The 18,585-nt window shown below is 54.8% G+C and carries 18 protein-coding genes; 14 read left to right on the top strand and 4 right to left on the bottom strand.

All coding sequences use genetic code 11. The annotated features are described in order from the left end of the window. Nucleotides 1–14: 14 nt before the first annotated feature. The 11 genes from HCX89_RS15905 to HCX89_RS15855 all read left to right on the top strand — a co-directional run bounded on the left by HCX89_RS15905 (nucleotide 15) and on the right by HCX89_RS15855 (nucleotide 11,058). Nucleotides 15–557 carry a hypothetical protein gene (locus HCX89_RS15905; protein WP_054745309.1) on the top strand — a complete coding sequence of 181 codons (543 nt, stop codon included), beginning with the start codon at nucleotides 15–17 and terminating at the stop codon, nucleotides 555–557. Further along, nucleotides 557–1,540 carry a heme A synthase gene (locus HCX89_RS15900; RefSeq protein ID WP_107006022.1) on the top strand — a complete coding sequence of 328 codons (984 nt, stop codon included), beginning with the start codon at nucleotides 557–559 and terminating at the stop codon, nucleotides 1,538–1,540. Before HCX89_RS15905 ends, HCX89_RS15900 begins: the two co-directional genes overlap by 1 nt. 13 nt (nucleotides 1,541–1,553) lie before the next feature. Next, nucleotides 1,554–2,459 (top strand): heme o synthase, encoded by a 906-nt coding sequence (gene cyoE, locus HCX89_RS15895; protein WP_028780842.1) that lies wholly within the window; start codon nucleotides 1,554–1,556, stop codon nucleotides 2,457–2,459. A 3-nt stretch (nucleotides 2,460–2,462) separates the two neighbouring features. Then, nucleotides 2,463–3,110 (top strand): SCO family protein, encoded by a 648-nt coding sequence (locus HCX89_RS15890; protein WP_045283946.1) that lies wholly within the window; start codon nucleotides 2,463–2,465, stop codon nucleotides 3,108–3,110. 105 nt (nucleotides 3,111–3,215) lie between these two features. Further along, nucleotides 3,216–3,533, top strand: a complete 318-nt coding sequence (locus tag HCX89_RS15885; protein ID WP_025010824.1) for an STAS domain-containing protein — start codon at nucleotides 3,216–3,218, stop codon at nucleotides 3,531–3,533. Further along, a complete protein-coding gene (locus HCX89_RS15880; RefSeq protein ID WP_025010825.1) occupies nucleotides 3,511–3,873 on the top strand; it encodes a response regulator in 363 nt (120 codons plus the stop codon). The genes HCX89_RS15885 and HCX89_RS15880 overlap by 23 nt, the downstream gene beginning before the upstream one ends. Nucleotides 3,874–3,894: 21 nt before the next feature. Continuing rightward, on the top strand, nucleotides 3,895–5,985 hold the full coding sequence (locus tag HCX89_RS15875) for a chemotaxis protein CheA (protein ID WP_167716666.1): 2,091 nt from the start codon (nucleotides 3,895–3,897) through the stop codon (nucleotides 5,983–5,985). A gap of 12 nt (nucleotides 5,986–5,997) precedes the next feature. After that, a complete protein-coding gene (locus tag HCX89_RS15870) occupies nucleotides 5,998–6,549 on the top strand; it encodes a chemotaxis protein CheW (protein WP_025888185.1) in 552 nt (183 codons plus the stop codon). Nucleotides 6,550–6,567: 18 nt separating this feature from the next. After that, nucleotides 6,568–9,153: a methyl-accepting chemotaxis protein gene (locus HCX89_RS15865; RefSeq protein WP_144128655.1), complete on the top strand. Its 2,586-nt coding sequence runs from the start codon at nucleotides 6,568–6,570 to the stop codon at nucleotides 9,151–9,153. Between the two features lie 10 nt (nucleotides 9,154–9,163). Continuing rightward, nucleotides 9,164–10,036 (top strand): protein-glutamate O-methyltransferase CheR, encoded by an 873-nt coding sequence (locus tag HCX89_RS15860; RefSeq protein WP_313906582.1) that lies wholly within the window; start codon nucleotides 9,164–9,166, stop codon nucleotides 10,034–10,036. A gap of 2 nt (nucleotides 10,037–10,038) precedes the next feature. After that, a complete protein-coding gene (locus tag HCX89_RS15855; RefSeq protein WP_144220677.1) occupies nucleotides 10,039–11,058 on the top strand; it encodes a chemotaxis response regulator protein-glutamate methylesterase in 1,020 nt (339 codons plus the stop codon). On the opposite strand, the gene HCX89_RS15850 is transcribed toward HCX89_RS15855, so the two are convergent. Beyond that, on the bottom strand, nucleotides 11,048–12,103 hold the full coding sequence (locus HCX89_RS15850) for a polysaccharide deacetylase family protein (protein ID WP_144220688.1): 1,056 nt from the start codon (nucleotides 12,101–12,103) through the stop codon (nucleotides 11,048–11,050). The two genes, HCX89_RS15855 and HCX89_RS15850, sit on opposite strands and share 11 nt — an antisense overlap. A gap of 19 nt (nucleotides 12,104–12,122) precedes the next feature. Here HCX89_RS15850 and HCX89_RS15845 point away from each other — a divergent pair, with 19 nt between their 5' ends. Continuing rightward, nucleotides 12,123–13,463 (top strand): MATE family efflux transporter, encoded by a 1,341-nt coding sequence (locus HCX89_RS15845; RefSeq protein ID WP_167716664.1) that lies wholly within the window; start codon nucleotides 12,123–12,125, stop codon nucleotides 13,461–13,463. Between the two features lie 56 nt (nucleotides 13,464–13,519). Here HCX89_RS15845 and nfuA read toward each other — a convergent pair whose 3' ends face one another. Next, nucleotides 13,520–14,098, bottom strand: coding sequence for a Fe-S biogenesis protein NfuA (gene nfuA, locus HCX89_RS15840; RefSeq protein ID WP_028780834.1), 579 nt, complete (start codon nucleotides 14,096–14,098; stop codon nucleotides 13,520–13,522). 195 nt (nucleotides 14,099–14,293) lie between these two features. Further along, on the bottom strand, nucleotides 14,294–14,830 hold the full coding sequence (locus HCX89_RS15835; RefSeq protein ID WP_232785987.1) for a ComF family protein: 537 nt from the start codon (nucleotides 14,828–14,830) through the stop codon (nucleotides 14,294–14,296). A 226-nt stretch (nucleotides 14,831–15,056) separates the two neighbouring features. On the opposite strand from HCX89_RS15835, the gene bioH reads away from it, so the two are divergent. Together bioH and HCX89_RS15825 are read left to right on the top strand one after the other, a co-directional pair. Further along, nucleotides 15,057–15,836, top strand: coding sequence for a pimeloyl-ACP methyl ester esterase BioH (gene bioH / locus HCX89_RS15830; RefSeq protein WP_167716662.1), 780 nt, complete (start codon nucleotides 15,057–15,059; stop codon nucleotides 15,834–15,836). Nucleotides 15,837–15,874: 38 nt separating this feature from the next. Continuing rightward, a complete protein-coding gene (locus HCX89_RS15825) occupies nucleotides 15,875–16,378 on the top strand; it encodes a hypothetical protein (RefSeq protein WP_096142396.1) in 504 nt (167 codons plus the stop codon). Here the strand turns inward: HCX89_RS15825 and HCX89_RS15820 are convergent. Continuing rightward, complete coding sequence (locus tag HCX89_RS15820) at nucleotides 16,330–18,330, bottom strand: LTA synthase family protein (RefSeq protein WP_096142395.1); 2,001 nt, start codon at nucleotides 18,328–18,330, stop codon at nucleotides 16,330–16,332. The two genes, HCX89_RS15825 and HCX89_RS15820, sit on opposite strands and share 49 nt — an antisense overlap. Between the last annotated feature and the right edge of the window lie 255 nt (nucleotides 18,331–18,585).

Here is an 18,585-nt window from a genome sequence, read left to right as displayed (position 1 = left end):
CAAGAGGAGCCAGGATGAACTCCCGAACCCAAAGACCACTCTTGATACTACTGCTGGCCTTTGCCCTGCCTGTGATACTGGCAAAACTGGTACTGAGCTTCGAGCTATATCAAGGTGGGGCCACCAATAAGGGCCAGTTGCTGCCGACTAATCTGGGTTATCAGCAACTTGGACTCGACAACCCGCTTCCCGGCCGTTGGCAAGTCCTATACCTGATACCGTCCAACTGCGATGAACTATGCCAGGAACGACTCTACATATTGCAGCAGAGCCATACGGCGCTGGGCGCCGAGATGGACAGGGTCGACACCCTGATTTTCGTTAACCGGGAAAGCGACACGGAAGCTCCGCTAAACAACGACTTTCATCGAGTCACTCTGGATAAACCTCTGACCGCCGAGAATCCATTGCAGCAGCAGATGTTGGTGATAGTCGACCCTCTGGGCGCTTGGGTGTTGGCCTATCCGGGGGTAGTGGATCACCAGAGCCAACTCCTACAGGGCAAGGCCTTGGTCAGCGACCTGCGCAAGCTGTTGAAACTCTCGAGGGTGGGCTGATGAAACTGAACTTGCTACTGAAGATGACCCTCATCTGCACTCTGACGGTCATCCTGTTGGGCGCCTACACCCGGCTGTCGGATGCCGGCCTTGGCTGCCCCGACTGGCCCGGTTGCTATGGCCATATCAAGGTGCCTTCTCAGGCCCATGAATTGGCTCATGTCGAACGCCACTTTCCGGGACAAGAAATAGAACCCAAGAAAGCCTGGCTGGAGATGATCCACAGATATGTGGCCGGCTCGCTGGGGATTCTGGTATTACTTATTTTGATCCAGAGTTGGCGTGGCAGCGCAACCCCGAAGACGCTGCCGGGACTGATCGCTGCCCTGATCGTATTTCAAGCGCTGCTGGGAATGTGGACTGTGACCATGAAACTGATGCCCGTCGTGGTCATGTCTCACCTGCTCGGGGGATTCACCCTGTTTTCGCTGTTGCTGCTGCTGTATCTCAGGCTCCGGCCGCTGCAAATCCCGGATGGCGATCCCAAAGCCCGCACCTTGGCGCCTTTGGCCATGGTGGCGCTGGCCGTTGTGGTACTGCAAATTATGCTTGGCGGCTGGACCTCCTCCAACTACGCCGCCCTGGCCTGCACAGAGTTGCCTATCTGCGAAGGTGACTGGAGCAGCAACCTACGTCTGGCAGATGCCTTCTCTCCTTTTCAGGGGCAGCATCCCAGCTTTGAGTTCGGCGTATTGGATTATCACACCCGGATGACCATACATATTGCCCACCGAATAGGTGCCCTGCTGACCGCGATACTAGTACTCACCCTGGCATTCATGCTCTGGCGCAGAGCCGACTCGAGCATGTTGAAGCGCTCGGCTCTGGTACTCACCTTAGTGCTGGGATTACAGCTGTCATTGGGCCTGGCCAACGTCTTGCTGCATCTGCCGCTGCCGGTGGCGGTTGCCCATAACGGTGGCGCAGCCCTGCTGCTGCTGACTTTGGTATTCATCAACTATGCGCTTTGGCGTAAAGCCTGAAGAGGGACTGTTTATGGCCAAACTACTCTCCATAGCCCAGGACGCGACCCGCACAGAGATCTCCTGGCGCGACTACCTGGAAATGACCAAGCCCAAGGTGGTGGCGCTGATGCTGCTCACCGTCCTGGTGGGCATGTGCCTGGCGTTGCCCGGTGCCGTCCCCCTACAGCCCTTGCTTGCCGGGCTAATGGGAATTGCCATGATGGCGGGCTCGGCGGCCGCCTTGAATCACCTTATCGATCGACGCATTGATGGCCTGATGGCCCGCACTTATAACCGCCCCTTACCCAAGGGACGAGTGAGCGTGAGTCGAGCCTTGAGCTTTGCCGTCTTGCTTGGATTGGCGGGCTTTACCTTACTCTATTGGCTGGTGAATCCACTCACCGCCTGGTTAACCTGTGCCAGCCTGATTGGCTACGCCCTTATCTATACCGCCTATTTAAAGCGGGCAACCCCTCAAAATATCGTGATAGGTGGCCTTGCCGGTGCCATGCCGCCACTGCTGGGTTGGACGGCGGTAACCAATGACTTTCACGGCCACGCCTGGCTGTTGGTGATCATTATTTTCACCTGGACTCCACCTCATTTCTGGGCCTTGGCCATTCACCGTCAAAAAGAGTATGCCAAGGTGGATATCCCCATGCTGCCTGTGACTCACGGGGTGGAATTTACCAAGACCTGTATTCTGCTCTACACCCTACTGCTGGCCATCGCCTGCTTATTGCCGGTTTTGGTTGGCTTGAGTGGCCCCGTCTATCTGCTGGCTTCCACCATTCTCAGTTGCCTGTTTATCTACAAGGCCTGGCAACTCAAGTTTGCCGACCGCCCCGGGCTGGCGATGGCCGTGTTCCGTTTCTCTATCTATCAGCTGATGCTGCTGTTTATTGCCCTGCTTGTGGATCATTACCTCTGGAGTTGAATCATGAAGAAACGCATCTTGGTGGCAGGTATTTTGCTCATAGGTCTTGGCGGTTTGGCCAGTGTGCAGCTGTTTCACCGACCTTCGTCTCAGCCGCAGCAGGCACTGCAAACCAGCTTTCAATATGAAACCCCAAGGCCACTGCAACCTTTTGAGTTGCAGGACCAAAACGGTCATCAATTCGATAATGACAAGCTAAAACAGAAATGGAGTCTGATTTTCGCCGGTTACACCTCCTGCCCGGACGTATGTCCCACCACCCTTGGCAAACTCAGTGCCGTCTACCCGAAACTGGCACAAGTGGCACCAATACAGGTGATACTGCTCAGTGTCGACCCTGAGCGTGACAGCCAAAGCAAACTCAAAGACTACCTGGCCTTCTTTAATCCCGAGTTCATAGGTTTGCGGGCCGAGCACCCGGCATTACTGCCCTTCAGCCGCGATCTGGGCCTGGTGTATTCACTGGTCGGCGATGGCCCTGACTACCAAGTGGATCACAGCGCCTCTTTGATCCTGATCTCGCCCGACGGCCGCCGCTACGCCACCATCAAGCCCAGTTCACAGACACCCGGACAACTGCCGCAAATCCGCAACGATGAACTGCTGGCCGACTTTCGCACTCTGGTTACTCAGTATCAAGGGCCTCACTAACCCCCTAAAGAGCCTAGTCATTCATATACCATTTTTTCTTTTGAAAAGAGGCAGAAGTGAAATTTGCCGACTATCTTTTGTGTGTTGGGAAAACAGGGAAGCACTATGTCCATCGACACACTGGCACTGGGTTCAGAAATAAGCATTCGCAATATTCAGCCACTCTACCAAAAACTATTGGAGCTCTTGCATCGGGTCGATGAATTGATCCTGGATGCCGGTGAGTTGCACAAGGTGGATACTGCCGGCGCCCAGTTGCTGTACCTGTTTGCTCTGAGTTGCGACAAGCGAGGGTTGAAACTGTCATGGCAACAGGCTCAACCCGCCTTTATCGCTCAACTGACGCGCCTGGGTATCAGGATCCCGACACTCGATTCGGATTTTGAAAAGGAAACGCTCAATGAAGACAATCCTCGCAGTTGATGATTCAGCCTCCATGCGGCAAATGGTGAGCTTTACTCTCAAGACAGCAGGTTTCGACGTGACCGAAGCCAACAATGGCGAGGAAGCGTTGAAAGTAGCCCAAGGCAGAGAGTTTGACCTGGTGATATCGGACGTCAACATGCCAATTATGGATGGTATCGAGCTGATACGTAACTTGCGCGAGCTGCCCAACTACAAGTTTGTGCCCATGTTGATGCTGACCACAGAGTCGACCACAGACAAGAAGCAACAGGGACGAGCCGCCGGAGCCACCGGTTGGATAGTCAAACCCTTCAACCCGGATCAGCTGTTGGCCACGGTTCGCAAAGTATTGGGTTAGCCTCCGGCAAGGAGCGGATATATGGACATAGATCTGAGCCAATTCACCCAGGTGTTCTTTGAAGAAAGCCTCGAAGGCCTGGAGGTCATGGAATCTGAGCTGCTGAAACTGAACGTGCAGCAACCGGATCCGGAAACCATAAATACCATTTTTCGTGCCGCCCATTCGATTAAGGGAGGCAGCGCCACTTTTGGTTTCAACCAGGTCGCCGGATTCACCCACTTGCTGGAAACCCTGTTGGATGAAATCCGTGATGGCCGCCGGGAAATGACCGCCAATCATCAGGATATGTTGCTCTTGTCGGTGGATCTGCTGCGCAACATGCTGCAGGCCTTGATGGCAGGTCAAAGCTTTGAATCGCCCCAGCAACAAGAGCTGGAAAACCGCTTCAATCAGGAGCTGTCCGCAGTTGCCGGGGTCGAAGATGCGCCGGATAACGCCAGCCAAAGCAATGAAAAGTCAGCAGCCAAAGTATCAGAAACCAAAGAGTCTGAAACCAAAGATATTGGGCTCAGCTGGCAGATAGATTTCCATGCCGGCGCCGACATTCTCAGATGCGGCAACGACCCCATTTTGATGTTCAACGAACTCGCCGAGCTGGGTGAGCTAAAGGTCAGCCTGCCAGCGCAGGAACTGCCTGAGTTTGAAGACCTGGACCCCGAATCCTGCCGTCTGTATTGGCAGCTGCAACTCGACACAGAGGCGCCACTTGAGCGGATAAAAGAGGTGTTTGAGTGGGTCGAGGACGACTGTGAAATCCATTATCAGCAGTTACCCGCCAAGGCACAGCTTGTCGAAGGTGTGTCTCCGCAGGAACAAGCCCCTATCTCGACTTCTGCCCCATCCTCCCAAGAGACACAGGTCGCAGCCACCACAGCCAAAGTGGAGTCCGGCAAGGCTGTTGCCAAAACGGCGGAAACCAGTTCTATCCGGGTCAGCACCGACAAGATAGACATGCTGATCAATATGGTGGGTGAGCTGGTGATCACCCAGGCTATGCTGGGGCAGATAGGCCAACAGGAACGCATTGACGATAACGCTCTGCTGTCACTGCAGCAGGGGCTGGAGCAATTGGCCAATCACACTCGGGATCTGCAGGAAAGCGTGATGCAGATCCGCATGCTGCCTATCAGCTTCGCCTTCAACCGTTTTCCCCGATTGGTACGCGATATAGGTCAGCAGCTGGGCAAGAAGGTCGAGCTGATCCTCAAAGGCGAGGAGACAGAGCTGGACAAGACAGTGATGGAGAAAATTGTCGACCCCATGGTGCATCTGGTACGTAACTCTTTGGATCACGGCATTGAATCCCCTGCCGTGCGCAGTGCCAAGGGTAAACCGGAAACCGGCAGGATCACCCTCAACGCCTTCCATCAAGGCGGCAATATCGTCATAGAAATAACCGATGACGGCGCCGGATTGGATACCGGCAGAATTCTCGCCAAGGCCAGAGATAAAGGCTTGGTCGGCGCTGAAGAGGAACTCAGCACAGAGGCGATTCAGCAACTCATCTTTAAACCCGGCTTTTCTACCGCCGACAGCGTCTCCGACCTCTCTGGCCGGGGCGTGGGTATGGATGTGGTCAGACGCAACATTCAAGCACTCAGCGGCAGTGTAGAGCTGGCCTCGACGCCCGGCAAGGGTAGCCGTTTTACCATTCGCTTGCCTTTGACCCTGGCCATTCTCGACGGCCAGTTGGTGAGGGTCGGCGAGCATACTTATGTGGTGCCGCTGGTCTCCATCTATGAGTCGTTGCAAGTGGAAAGCAGTAAGGTCAACAAGCTGTCTGAAGAGCACGAAGTGATCCGCCTGCGAGACGAGTACCTGCCGGTCATCCGCGTTTATCAGGAGTTCAATCACCAGGCTCAGGCCAAAGAGGTCAAAGAGGGGCTGGTGATGGTGGTGGACAACAACAACCAAAAAGTCGGCCTGCTGGTCGATGAGTTGCTGGCGCAGCAACAAGTGGTGATCAAGAGTCTGGAAGACAACTACGCCAAAGTGCCCGGAGTGTCCGGCGCCACCATTCTCGGTGACGGACGGGTGGCGCTGATAGTGGATATTCCCGGACTCGTGACCATGTCTGGCCTCAATCAAACTCAGGAACATGCAGCCTAGAAGGGAAGCGCAATGACAGAATCCAACCCTGCAACATCGGCAGCTGCGGAAGATCAATCACAGCAATACCTCACCTTTATGATGGCCGATGAGGAATATGGTGTCGATATTCTCTCGGTGCAGGAGATCCGTGGCTGGGAAGCAACTACGGTTATTCCCAATGCGCCGCCCCATGTCAAAGGGGTGATCAATCTGCGCGGCACCATAGTCCCCATCATAGATCTGCGTCAAAGGTTCGGTATCAAGACCCTGGCATATGGCCCAACCACAGTAGTGATAGTGCTGAAAGTGCGCCTGGATAAACAGCACAAGGTGATGGGCATAGTGGTGGATGCCGTTTCCGATGTTTTCAGTATCACCCAGAGCGAGATCCGCAGTGCGCCCGATTTTGGTCAGGACACGGACATGCGTTTCATCCATGGGCTCACCTGTGTGGCCGATAAGATGGTAATACTATTGAATATCAATATGTTACTCGGCAATGAAGTGCTGCCGGATGCATCACAACTTTCCAGTTTGCTGCAGCAACTGGACTTGGAACAGCCTCAGGCTGCCAACCTTTAAGACATCGAGGAAAGAAGAATGGATGCCGCCAATGCCAACATAATCAACAGCAATCCCTGGAATCTGCTTGGCTTAATCACGGGCATCGCCGTGATGGCGCTCATGCTGCTAGGCCAGGATCCCAATATCATTATTATTCTGCAGGGCGTCACACTGGTTTGCATACTGCTTGGGCTATTGCACTCACTCAAGCACAAAGGCACCCTGGATAGCGCCATCAACCAACTGCAGCGGTTGCTGAAAGACGGCACGCAGCAGTTTGCCGAGCTTGATCTGCCGGGCTGGAAGCCACTGCTGGACGAGCTCAGTCGTTGGCGTCAGAGCCAGCAACAGCAGCAAGCCATTCTCAAGGCTCTGGATATCTGCCAAGCCAATGTGATGGTGGCCAATCCGGCCGGTGATATTCTCTACTTCAACCACTCGCTGCAACAAACCATGCAGGACGCCGAGGCCGACATTCAAGAGGTATTGCCCAAATTCCAGGCCGACAAGCTGCAGGGCGCCAATATGGATGTTTTCCACCGCAACCCTGAGCATCAAAGGAAATTGATCGCCGGCTTGGAGCAGGTCTACTCGACTCAGATCAAGGTAGGTCGTCGCACCTTCAGCCTGATAGCTTCGCCGGTATTCGACGAAAACAAGCAACGTATTGCCACTGTGGTCGAATGGCAGGATCTCACCGAAGCCCTTAGCAAACAACAATTGGAGCAGCAAAGCGCTACAGAGAACACCCGCATCAAGCAGGCTCTCAATGTCTGCCAGGCCAATGTGATGGTCGCCGATACCGACTACAACATCATCTACCTGAACGACTCACTGAATGAAATGCTGGCCGGCAATGAGCAAAAGCTGCAACAGGAGTTGCAGGCCTTCAACATGAGCAAGCTGATTGGCAGCAATATCGATATCTTCCATCGCCATCCTGAGCATCAGCGACAATTGCTGGACCAGCTCACCGACAGCTATAACACACGCATCAAGGTGGCCGGGCTGACATTCAACCTGATTGCCACCCCGGTATTTGAGCAGGGCAAGCGTACCGGCACAGTAGTGGAGTGGCAGGATATCACCGCCAGCCTGGCCAGAGAGCAGCAGGAAAAACAACTGGCGGCCGAAAATGCCCGCATTCGTCAGGCATTGGATAATGTCAGTTCAAATACCATGGTGGCGGATAACGACGGCAATATCATCTACCTCAACCAAGCTGTGCAGCAGATGTTTCAGGCAGCCGAGAAAGATATTCTCCGCGACCTGCCCAAGTTCAATGCCAGCAAACTGCTGGGACAAAATATCGATGGTTTCCACAAGGTCCCCAGCCACCAGCGCAATATTCTCGCCGGATTGACCGAGACCTACGACAGCCAGCTGCAAGTTGGCGGCCGTACCTTCAGAATCATTGCCAACCCGATACTGGACCCGGAACAGGGACGAATTGGCACTGTGGTTGAGTGGGCCGACCGTACCAATGAAGTGGCCATAGAGCAGGAGATTGACGCCATTATCACGGCGGCCAACGACGGCGACCTGAGCCGCCGCCTGGATATTCACAACAAGGAAGGCTTCTTCCTTAACCTCTCCAACGGCCTCAACCGCTTGGTAGGCATAGCCGACAATGTCATCTCCAAAATCGCCGATATCTTCGATGGCCTGGCCAAGGGGCAACTGGATCGAAAACTTGACGGCGAATATCAGGGTCAGTTTGCCAAGCTGCAGCAAGATGCCAATGCCACCATCAGTAAGTTGACCGAAGTGATTGGGGGCATCAATGACTCGGCCAATACCGTCACCTCAGGAGCCGAAGAGATAGCTCAGGGCAACGCCGATCTTAGCCAGCGTACCGAAGAGCAGGCCGCCTCCCTGGAGCAAACCGCCTCCAGCATGGAAGAGATGACAGCCACTGTGAAGCAAAGCGCCGAAAATGCCACTCTGGCCAACAACTTAGCTCAGGAGGCCAGCGAGAAGGCAGGCGAAGGTGGCAAGGTAGTCAAACAGGCAGTCAGCGCCATGGAGGAGATCAACACCTCGAGCAAACGCATTGCCGACATCATCAGCGTGATAGATGAAATCGCCTTTCAGACCAACCTGCTGGCGCTGAATGCTGCGGTCGAGGCTGCCAGAGCTGGAGAACAGGGCCGTGGTTTTGCCGTAGTGGCCGGAGAGGTACGTAACCTGGCACAGCGCAGCGCCGGTGCCGCCAAAGAGATCAAGGAGCTGATCCGCGACAGCGTCAACAAGGTCACGGATGGCACTCAGTTGGTCAATCAATCCGGTGAAACCCTGCAGGAGATAGTGCAAGCCGTGTCCAAGGTAGCCGGCATGATCAACCAGATCAGCATAGCCGCAGAGCAGCAGTCGGTTGGGATCCAGGAGGTCAATAAGGCTGTATCACAGATGGATGAAATGACTCAGCAAAATGCCGCCCTGGTGGAACAGGTCTCGGCAGCAGGAGATGCCATGGCCGAACAGGCAAGAAGCATGAAGCGTCAATTGGGCTTCTTCAATACCGCCAATCTGGAAAAGGGCGCCGGCAAGCCCCTGACCCTGATCGCCGGGGATAAGTCCCCCAAGATCCGTGTCAGTTCAGAAGAGTGGAGCGAGTTCTAGGAGATACTGATTGAGCTTCGATGAAGAGAAGGCATTCCCGATGACAGCCGCGGATTTCGGCATCATCCGCGAGCTGGCCTACCAACACACAGGGATAGTGTTACCCGAGCGCAAGCGCCATATGGTGTATTCCAGGCTCAGCCGCCGGCTGCGATTGTTGCGGCTGCCCAACTTCGGGGAATACTGCCTCAAGCTGCAAAGCGACCCTCTGGAACTGGCGCCATTTATCAACGCGTTGACCACCAATCTGACCTCCTTTTTCCGTGAGCGGCACCACTTCAACTTTCTGGAAACTGAACTGGTGCCCTATTGGCAGCAGCGCAAGCAACGCAGGCTGAGAGTTTGGTCGGCAGCCTGCTCCAGCGGTGAAGAGCCCTACAGCATAGCCATGACCTTGGCAGAGCACTTTCCAGCCGCCTCGGGTTGGGACCTGAAAATATTGGCAACCGATCTCGATACCAATGTGTTGGCCAGAGCCGAAGCCGGAGTTTATCCCCTGGCCGGAATGGAGGCCATCCCTGAACGATGGCACCACTATCTGCAAGGCGCAGCGGAAGAGTTTAGTATTAGCAACCAGATCAAAAAATTACTCTTCTTCAAGCAGCTCAACTTACTGGAGCCCTGGCCGATGCAGGGCCCATTCGATGCCATCTTCTGCCGTAATGTGCTGATCTATTTCGACCAGAGCACCAAGCAGAAGATAGTGGCCGGTTTCAGAAAACTCCTGGCCGATGATGGTGTGTTATTTATTGGCCATTCGGAAAGCCTGACCAATATCTCCCGTGAGTTTGAAACCGTCGCTCAAACCACTTATCGCCTGCGGCATCAGGATTCGACTCTGCCGCGGCTGTCCCATGTCTCAGGAAGCAAGGAGCCATACTGATCATGGTAAAAGTTCTGATTGTTGACGACTCGGCACTGGTACGCCAGTTGCTGAGTCATATGCTCAGCCAGGCCCAAGACATAGATGTCGTCGGCTGCGCCGAGGACCCCTACGAAGCCAGAGAGATGATTAAGGCGCTGCAGCCTGATGTACTGACCCTGGATGTGGAAATGCCCAAGATGGATGGCCTGGCCTTTCTGCGCAACTTGATGCGCCTAAGGCCCATGCCTGTAGTCATGGTGTCGTCCTTGACCGAGCGCGGCGCCGACGTAACCCTGGAGGCCTTATCCCTCGGGGCGGTCGACTTTATCGCCAAGCCTAAACAGGACTTGACCAATAGGCTTCTGGACTATCAGCAAGAGCTGATCGATAAGGTGCATCTGGCTGCCGCCAGCCATGTCACCCCTCAACAAGGCAGCACTGCACCACTGAGCGGTGATGCCAAACTCAAAAACCGTATTATAGCCATAGGCGCTTCCACCGGCGGTACTGAGGCCATTCAACGGGTAGTGGCACCGCTGCCGGCCAATACTCCCCCCATAGTCATAGCCCAGCATATTCCCGCGGCCTTCAGCGCTTCATTTGCCCGCCGCCTCAACCAACACGCCAGAATGGAAGTGATAGAGGCTCAGGGCGGGGAAAGATTGACTCAGGGCGTTGCCTATCTGGCACCGGGCCATGCCCACTTGGTACTCGAGCGCCGTGGGGCCCATATCTACACCAGGCTGCTGGACACGGAAACCGTCAACCGCCATAAGCCCTCGGTGGATGTGCTGTTCAACAGCATTGCCGAGATTGCCGCTAAGTCGGCGATAGGGGTGATACTCACGGGCATGGGTAAAGACGGTGCGGCCGGCCTGCTGAAAATGCATCAGACGGGAGCACATACCATAGCCCAGGATGAGGCCAGTTCCGTGGTTTGGGGTATGCCTGGCTCGGCAGTGGCACTCAATGCCTGCAACGAGCAGTTGCCACTGGCGAATATCCCGGCCAGGTTGTTGCAATTACTGACTACTCCTTGACCCAGCTGCCGTCATCCTTTGGCCTAACCCATGCCTGGGAAAACCAATAATAGCTGCCGTGACGCTTGCTGGGGGCGGTACAGTTGTATCTGGATCGCCCCGGAGGCAAGTCCAGTTCAGCCTGAATACGGAAACGATTCGCCGACAACCATTGAGGTTTCTTGGCGCCCTGCCCCTGTACATAACACATGAGCTGCGACTGATTGATATCGCTCATGTCCAGAGTCACCTCAAGTTCGGGCCGCCACTGACCCATGGGTAACTCAGGGTTACTGGGGGAGATGGCCTGCACCGGCATATTCAGGCTATACAGTTTCACCTTTAGAGCATTCATATCGGCATAGGCGCCAGCCACGGGAAAACGCGGCAAAGAGGTCAAAGCAGAGTGAGGGCCTGCCGCACCGGACTGCTGCCCCAAGCCAACAAATCCAAGACGCTGCAACAAGGCCTCCAACTGGCTGTTATATTCGCCGTAGGGATAAGCGAGTATCTTCAGATTGTCGCCGGTTTCTTTGGCAATTCGGGCCTCGGTCTCAAGCAGGTTGGCTTCGATTCGCGCCAGCCACTGCTCCTCGGTTTCGGTGGCATTGCGGCGGATCAGATGCTCATGCCCCCAACTGTGGTTGGCAATCTCAGCGCCTTCTGCCGCCAGTGTTCTGAGCTGCTCCCAGCTCATCATCTCACGGTAACCCTTTTCTATCGGTTCTATCGCCACAAACAGTGTGTAGGGAAAGCCAAACTCTTTCAGTATTGGGTGAGCGGCCTCGGCAATGCTGAGGTAACCGTCATCGAAGGTGATGGCAACCGTTCTCGGTGCCAACGTTTTGGACTGACGGATCGTCTCTATTACTTGGGTCAGCGGCACCACATTGAAATCATGATCCGCCAGATACTGCATCTGCTCCCGAAACTGGGCAGGGGTCACACTGGTACTGGCCGGCGAGCTGTCAGAAACATGGTGATACTGTAGAATGACTGCCGCCAGGACGGGTGAACTTATTAGCCCAAGACAACTGCAGAGCAAAAAGCACAGCTTTTTCAACATCATTAACCTCTGAGAAATTATGACCACCAGCATTGGCCTGTTCGACAGGCAAAAAAACCGCCAGCTGTTTGCGCTGGCGCTTCCAATGATACTGTCCAACATAACTGTGCCGCTACTGGGTCTGGTGGATACGGCTGTCATAGGGCACTTGAGTGACGCCTATTATCTCGGTGGCGTCGCCGTTGGTTCGACCATTATAACACTGCTGTTCTGGTTGCTGGGGTTTCTGCGTATGGCCACCACGGGCATGGTTGCCCAAGCCTATGGCGCCGATGACAAGCCTCGGCAATTGCAGCTGTTGATGCAGGCCGGCTCGCTGGCACTTTTCCTCGGCTTGATGGCTCTGCTGTTGCAAGGGCCGATACTCAGCCTGGCTGCCAGTTTATCCGATGCCAGTGAGCAGGTCAGCCGCTACGCCGCGAGCTACTTTTCCATTCGTATCTGGTCAGCCCCGTTTGCATTGCTGAACCTGGCTCTACTTGGCTGGTTGCTGGGCCGTCAGCAACCCAAGGCCGCCATGTGGCAGTTGATCATCGCCAACTGTGCCAATATAGCTCTGGATCTGCTGTTTGTTATAGGTTTGGGTTGGGGCGTAGAAGGCGCGGCCCTGGCATCCGTCATCGCCGACATGACCGCTTGCGCCGTAGCCTGCACCATGGTGTTGCGCCAGTTAAAACAGTTCAATGTGCCGCCTATTGCTGAGCTGCTCGGGCAGTTACATCCCCGTGACTTTGGTCGCCTCTTGAGTCTGAACCTGGATATCTTTATCCGCAGCTTGTGTTTGCAGGCCACCTTCGCCTTTATGACCTTCAAGGGTGCCGGGCTCGGCGATGAAACTGTCGCGGCCAATGCCGTGTTATTGAATATGTTGCTGCTGATCTCCTACGCCCTGGATGGCATCGCCTACTATGCCGAGGCCGAAGTGGGCCGCACCACGGGTCAAAAACACCTGGACGCACTCAAACAGGCGGTTTTCCTGGCCTTTAGTTGGTCGGCCATCATAGCGCTGGGGTTCAGCGGCTGTTTCTGGATTTTCGGTGAGCAGCTCATCGGCATGCTGACCAATATTCCCGAGGTGCGTCAGGTCGCCTTGATCTACCTGCCATGGCTTATCGTCCTGCCGCTGCTGGCATTTGCTTCCTATCTATTTGACGGTGTCTATATTGGTGCCACCAAGGGTAAAGTGATGCGTAACAGCATGATTTTCGCCAGTTTGGCAGTATTTTTCCCGGTCTGGTTCATGTTGCAACCCTTGGGTAACCATGCTCTATGGGCCGCCATGAGCGCCTTTATGCTGGCGCGTAGCCTGAGCCTGGGGCTGCACTTCCTCTGGCGTCGGCGGCAATTTATTCCTGCCTGATGGCAATAAAAAAGGACAGTGTTGAACTGTCCTTTCCTTTGGAACCTGTACCAGTATTACTGGTAAGAATGGTCGCCATGCTGGTGATCTGTTACATCACGAACACCGGTCAATTCGCCGGGGAAACGCTCCAGCAACTGAGTCTCGATGCCGTCTTTCAGGGTCACATCGACCATGGAGCAACCGTTACAACCACCGCCGAACTGCAGTACCGCCACGCCGTCATCTGTGATCTCCACCAGCATGATATGACCGCCGTGGCTGGCCAGCTGGGGGTTGATCTCGGCCTGGATCATATACTCCAAGCGTTCGGTCAGCGGAGCATCGTCAGACACTTTACGCATCTTGGCATTGGGCGCTTTCAGGGTCAGTTGTGAACCTAACTGATCGGCCACCAAATCAATGCTGGCTTCTTCCAGGAAAGGAGCGCTCTTTTCATCAACCATGGCCTTGAAACCATTGAATTCCAGCTCGATATCGTCGGCTTCAACCGCATCCGGTGGGCAATATGAAACGCCACATTCAGCCTGAGGAGTCCCAGGGCTGATAACAAAGACTCGAATATGAGTGCCTTCCGGCTGACCATCCAGGAGTTTAACAAAGTGCGCCTGAGCTGCTTCGGAAATGGTAATCATGACAACCTGCTCCGTCAGGGTAAACCTGAGTAAATTAGTAAGAATTAGAGCTATCATACTCCGACTATCATGCGCTTTGTAGTCCCGAAAGCGATAGAGCTGAGTTTTTTGTTGTCGGGATCTCGATTTTATCTTCCACAATTCCAGGCCGGATCTTGATCTTTAGTTGGCACCATACTTACCGCCTTTAACCGCTCAGGAGCTATGGTTCAATCCGGGCGCTTCGGCTCTGGCCAAACACCAAACCTGAACATCCGGCGACCAGGGAGCCAAAGCCTTGGCGGCTTCCCGGATAGTGGTGCCTGTCGTCACCACGTCATCCACCAACACCAATCGTTGCCACTTTGGTGCCCCGCTCACGGCAAACGCCTTGGCCAGATTACGCCTGCGGGCCTTACCACTGAGGCCGGCCTGTGGCGCAGTGTCCGCTATCCGCAGCAACAAAGAATCCTCCAGCGGCAGCGCCAACTCTTGGCTCAGCATAGATGCAATCACCCAGGCCTGATTGAAGCCCCGCTGTTGCAGCCTCGCCGGATGCAAAGGAACAGGCACCAAGGCCTGTGGCCAACAGATAAGTCCGGCTGCCGTCAATGCCTTTACCCTGCAAGACAAGGCCCTAACCAGTGCGGGTAGAGGGGCGAAATCCTGCTGGTATTTGACTCGGCCGACAAGCGGCCCCAATGCCGAGTGATAGCTGGCCGGGGCCACAACAGGGATAGGACTGTGTTTCATGCAGGAACCACAAAAGCGTGCAATGACGGTCAACTCCCGGCCACAGCCGAGGCAAATAGGTTGTCGGTAGCAGGTGGCCGCAAGACAGCAGGCACACAAACCTTGACTGGCTGACGGGATCTGCTGGTGACACAGTAGGCAACGGTTGGGTAAACTGGCGGCCAATAGGGCCCGGCATCCTGCCAATAGAGGGCTCCACATAACAAGTCTTCCATGAGGTGTTTCAGTGAGTCTGCATATCGAAAGCCAGGGACAGGGACGGGATCTGATCTTGCTCCACGGTTGGGGCGTCAACAGTGCCGTTTTTCATCCCCTGCTGCCTGGCTTGTCTCAGTATAGAGTCCACAGTGTCGACCTGCCGGGATTTGGTTTTAGCCAGGCCATTGACGGGGAACTTGACGACTGGGTGGACGCTCTGGTGGCAGCTCTGCCAGAGCAGGCAGTATGGTTGGGTTGGTCGCTTGGTGGCCTGGTTGCCACCCGAGTAGCTCAGCGCTTTCCAGAACGAGTTGCCGGGCTTATCACTGTCGCCTCCTCTCCCTGCTTTATGGCCAGGAACGATAACCAATGGCCTGGAATAGCACCTAATGTGCTGACTCAGTTTGCCGAGCAACTGCAACAGGATCTGCAGCGAACCATAGAAAGGTTTCTGGCGATCCAGGCCATGGGCAGTGATAGCGCCCGCGACGATATTCGCACCATTCGCGAGCTGGTTCTGGCGCGGCCGCTACCCAATGAACAGGCTCTTGCGCAGGGTTTGGAGATGTTGGCCAAAGTGGATCTGCGCCCCGGACTGGAACGGCTCGCCCTTCCCTGGCTCAGGGTTTGGGGCAGGCTGGATGGGCTGGTGCCCAGAAGAGTCGCTAACCTATTGCCGGGTAACGCATCAACCACAGATTTACTGCTGGCCAAGGCATCACACGCCCCCTTTATTTCCCATCCTCAGGAGTTTATTCAGGGGCTAAATAGCTGGCTAACAGAGAAAGACTTTAATTCCTTGCCCTGATTGACTATTATTTGGACAGCAATGTAAGGAATGACCCTATGCAGCTTGTCTCACACTATCCACAGGTACCGATCGCGACCAGTAATCCCGCGACCGATGCCGCTCGGGTAGAGAGTCAGCAAAGACCGCCTGTCATTCCGCCGCAGCAACCCAGTAAAGGCCATGAAGAAAGGGCCTTCAACCCGCAGCACGAACGCACTGCAGACTCGGCGCAGCAACAGGCCAGACTGGCCGATAGAGTCCAGGAGCGCCAACAGCAATCCGGTCAACAACAGCAGCAACAGGAACAACAGCGGCGCCAAGGCAGTAAGCCACTGCTGCTGAATCTGGTCAGCAAGCCGGCCCTGGATCGCCGCGATATCCGTAACCGTCAGCTAGAAGCCGCGGCTTTTCCCAAGCCCGCCATCGAATCAAGTACCGAGCGCCATCCCATGCCGAATGAAGCACCGCAGTTTTATCGTGAGCTGGGACAGAGAATCGACACCTTCTACCATCAGCGTACTGAGCCCCTGCCCGATGCCGGCATTTCAGCATTGGTTTGATCCGTCTTTGGCGGCAGCTTATATAAACCTTCCTGATACGCCATGCTACCCCAAAGCGCTAACCCAAGAGCCTTGCGAGCCATAGGTTCTGCGAGCGGTGCTGTATGCAGTTGTTCCTTAACAGGGTCGTAATCAAAGGTCGCAGGCGCCTTCTCCGGTTGCAATATGGTGACCTTATTGCCCTGCATATAGGCAAAGTTCTTGTCGTACTGCATCAAGGCCCTGCCCGGCCAGCTATCGGCCACCTTTGACAGGTCCCGCCCCAACATGGGGTAAGTGGCATCTATGCCGGCTAAAGACAACAGAGTTGGCGGCAGATCTATCTGGCTCACTACCCGCAAGTCCCGTTTGGCCGTTATCCCATCACCCAGCAACAAGCCCGGGATCCTGAATCTGGGCACAGGCACCAAGGAGGCCCCGGAAACCCGACTGTCATGATCGGCCACCACCAGGAACAGGGTATCACGCCAATAGTCAGCCTCTTTGGCCAGGCGGAAAAATTCACCTATGGCGTAATCGGCATATTTGGCAGCATTGTTGCGGGTCTGTTTCGGTTGTTCATACAGCTCGATACGGCCATCAGGGAATTCAAAGGGATCATGATTGCTGGAGCTGAACACCAGGCTAAAGAAAGGCTTGCCCTCGGCATGGAGCCGCTTGAACTCTGAATCGGCCTTGCGCATTAAATCTTCATCCGAAGCGCCCCAGGAGCCGACAAAGGCAGGTTTACGATAATCTTTCTGGTCGACGATAGTGCTGAAACCATTACCGAGGAAGAAGCTGCGCATATTGTCAAAGTGGCTTTCACCACCGTAGATAAAAGAGGTGGAATACCCTTTAGCCTGCAGTAATTCCGCCAGGCTGAAGAAGCCGCTCTGGCTCTTGCCGAGTTTCACCACAGAGCGCGCCGGCGTGGGGGTAAAGCCTGTGGTCACCGCCTCTATGCCGCGGACCGAACGTGTACCCGTGGCATACAGGCTCTCGAAATACCAGCCCTCATCGGCCAGGGCATCCAGATTGGGTGTCAGTGGTAAGCCTCCCAGGCTGCCAACGAAACGAGCTCCCAGACTCTCCTGCAATATGATGACTATATTCTTAGGTTTACCGCGATAACTGGCCTGGTTTTGGCTCAGGCTAGGATATTTGTCTGATATGAAGTCAGCGGGCGCACGGCCACTCTCCTGGCGGATTATCTGATAGATCTCCTTTCTGTCCATATCGCCATAGATCCGCGATGCGTCGGCCTCGTTATTCATTTGGCTGATGGCAAAGGCCAGAGAGTAACCGGAATTGACCACCAACGAGTTGACGAGCGGATCATCGGCGAAGGCCACCATGGCTGGGTTCAAGGGCCTGTGGCCGAGACTGGATCTGGCCCCCGCCAGTGACAAGACAATGATCAGCACACCGAGCACAGGGCGCCAATACCACTTGGGGAAACGACAATTGCGACCGAGGTAACCTGAGAGTTTCCAGCCGCCCCAGAGGATGACTCCGGACAAGACCACAGAGAGGATCAGCTCCAGTTTGCGGCCGCTCCAGAGCATGGAGAGCACTTCTTTGGGGTAAATAAGATATTCGACGTAAAGACGGTTAGGCCTGACACCGTACTCTTCAATAAAGGAGGGTGTGGACAGCTCCAAAAACAGCAAATACCAAAGCCCGAGAGTCAGCCATAGACGTTGTATCCAAGACCAGCAACGCCCAAGCCAATGATCGCCGCCAAACAAGGCAGTACCCAGTGCCACAACGCCCCAGAGCCAACAAAGCATGGCCACATCGACCCGCAGCCCCTGCAACAACATATGGCTCCAACCACCAACGGCAGTTACCCGTTCATATTGCCAAAGCCCCAGCCCAATTCGGCTCAACATCAGGCATAACAGAGCCAATAAACTGAAAGTCAGTACACCGCGAAACGGCCCCGTAAACTTAAGATGGGAAAACTTCATGCCCTAAAATCCTTGCCACTCTTGTATCTCGGTGGTTGATATAAAAATTGAGGTTTAACCGCACGCCAACTCTTTGCCCGAGCCGATTTGCCGCGTCATTATGACAGAAAGGCTACGATAAAGTTTCATTAACATTTGTTTGTAATTGCCGATAACGCCAGAGGGTGAAACAGTTCGCAAAAGACCGGGAAAAGCGGCAGAGCTCAAGGTTCGTAGAAAAGAGCAGCATTGGCTCGAGTGTTGGTTGCAGAAAAT

Source organism: Shewanella sp. Iso12, from assembly GCF_012030025.1.
Classification (GTDB): domain Bacteria; phylum Pseudomonadota; class Gammaproteobacteria; order Enterobacterales; family Shewanellaceae; genus Shewanella; species Shewanella algae.
Note: the sequence above shows the minus strand (reverse complement) of the source record. Positions and strands in the feature narration are given on the sequence as shown.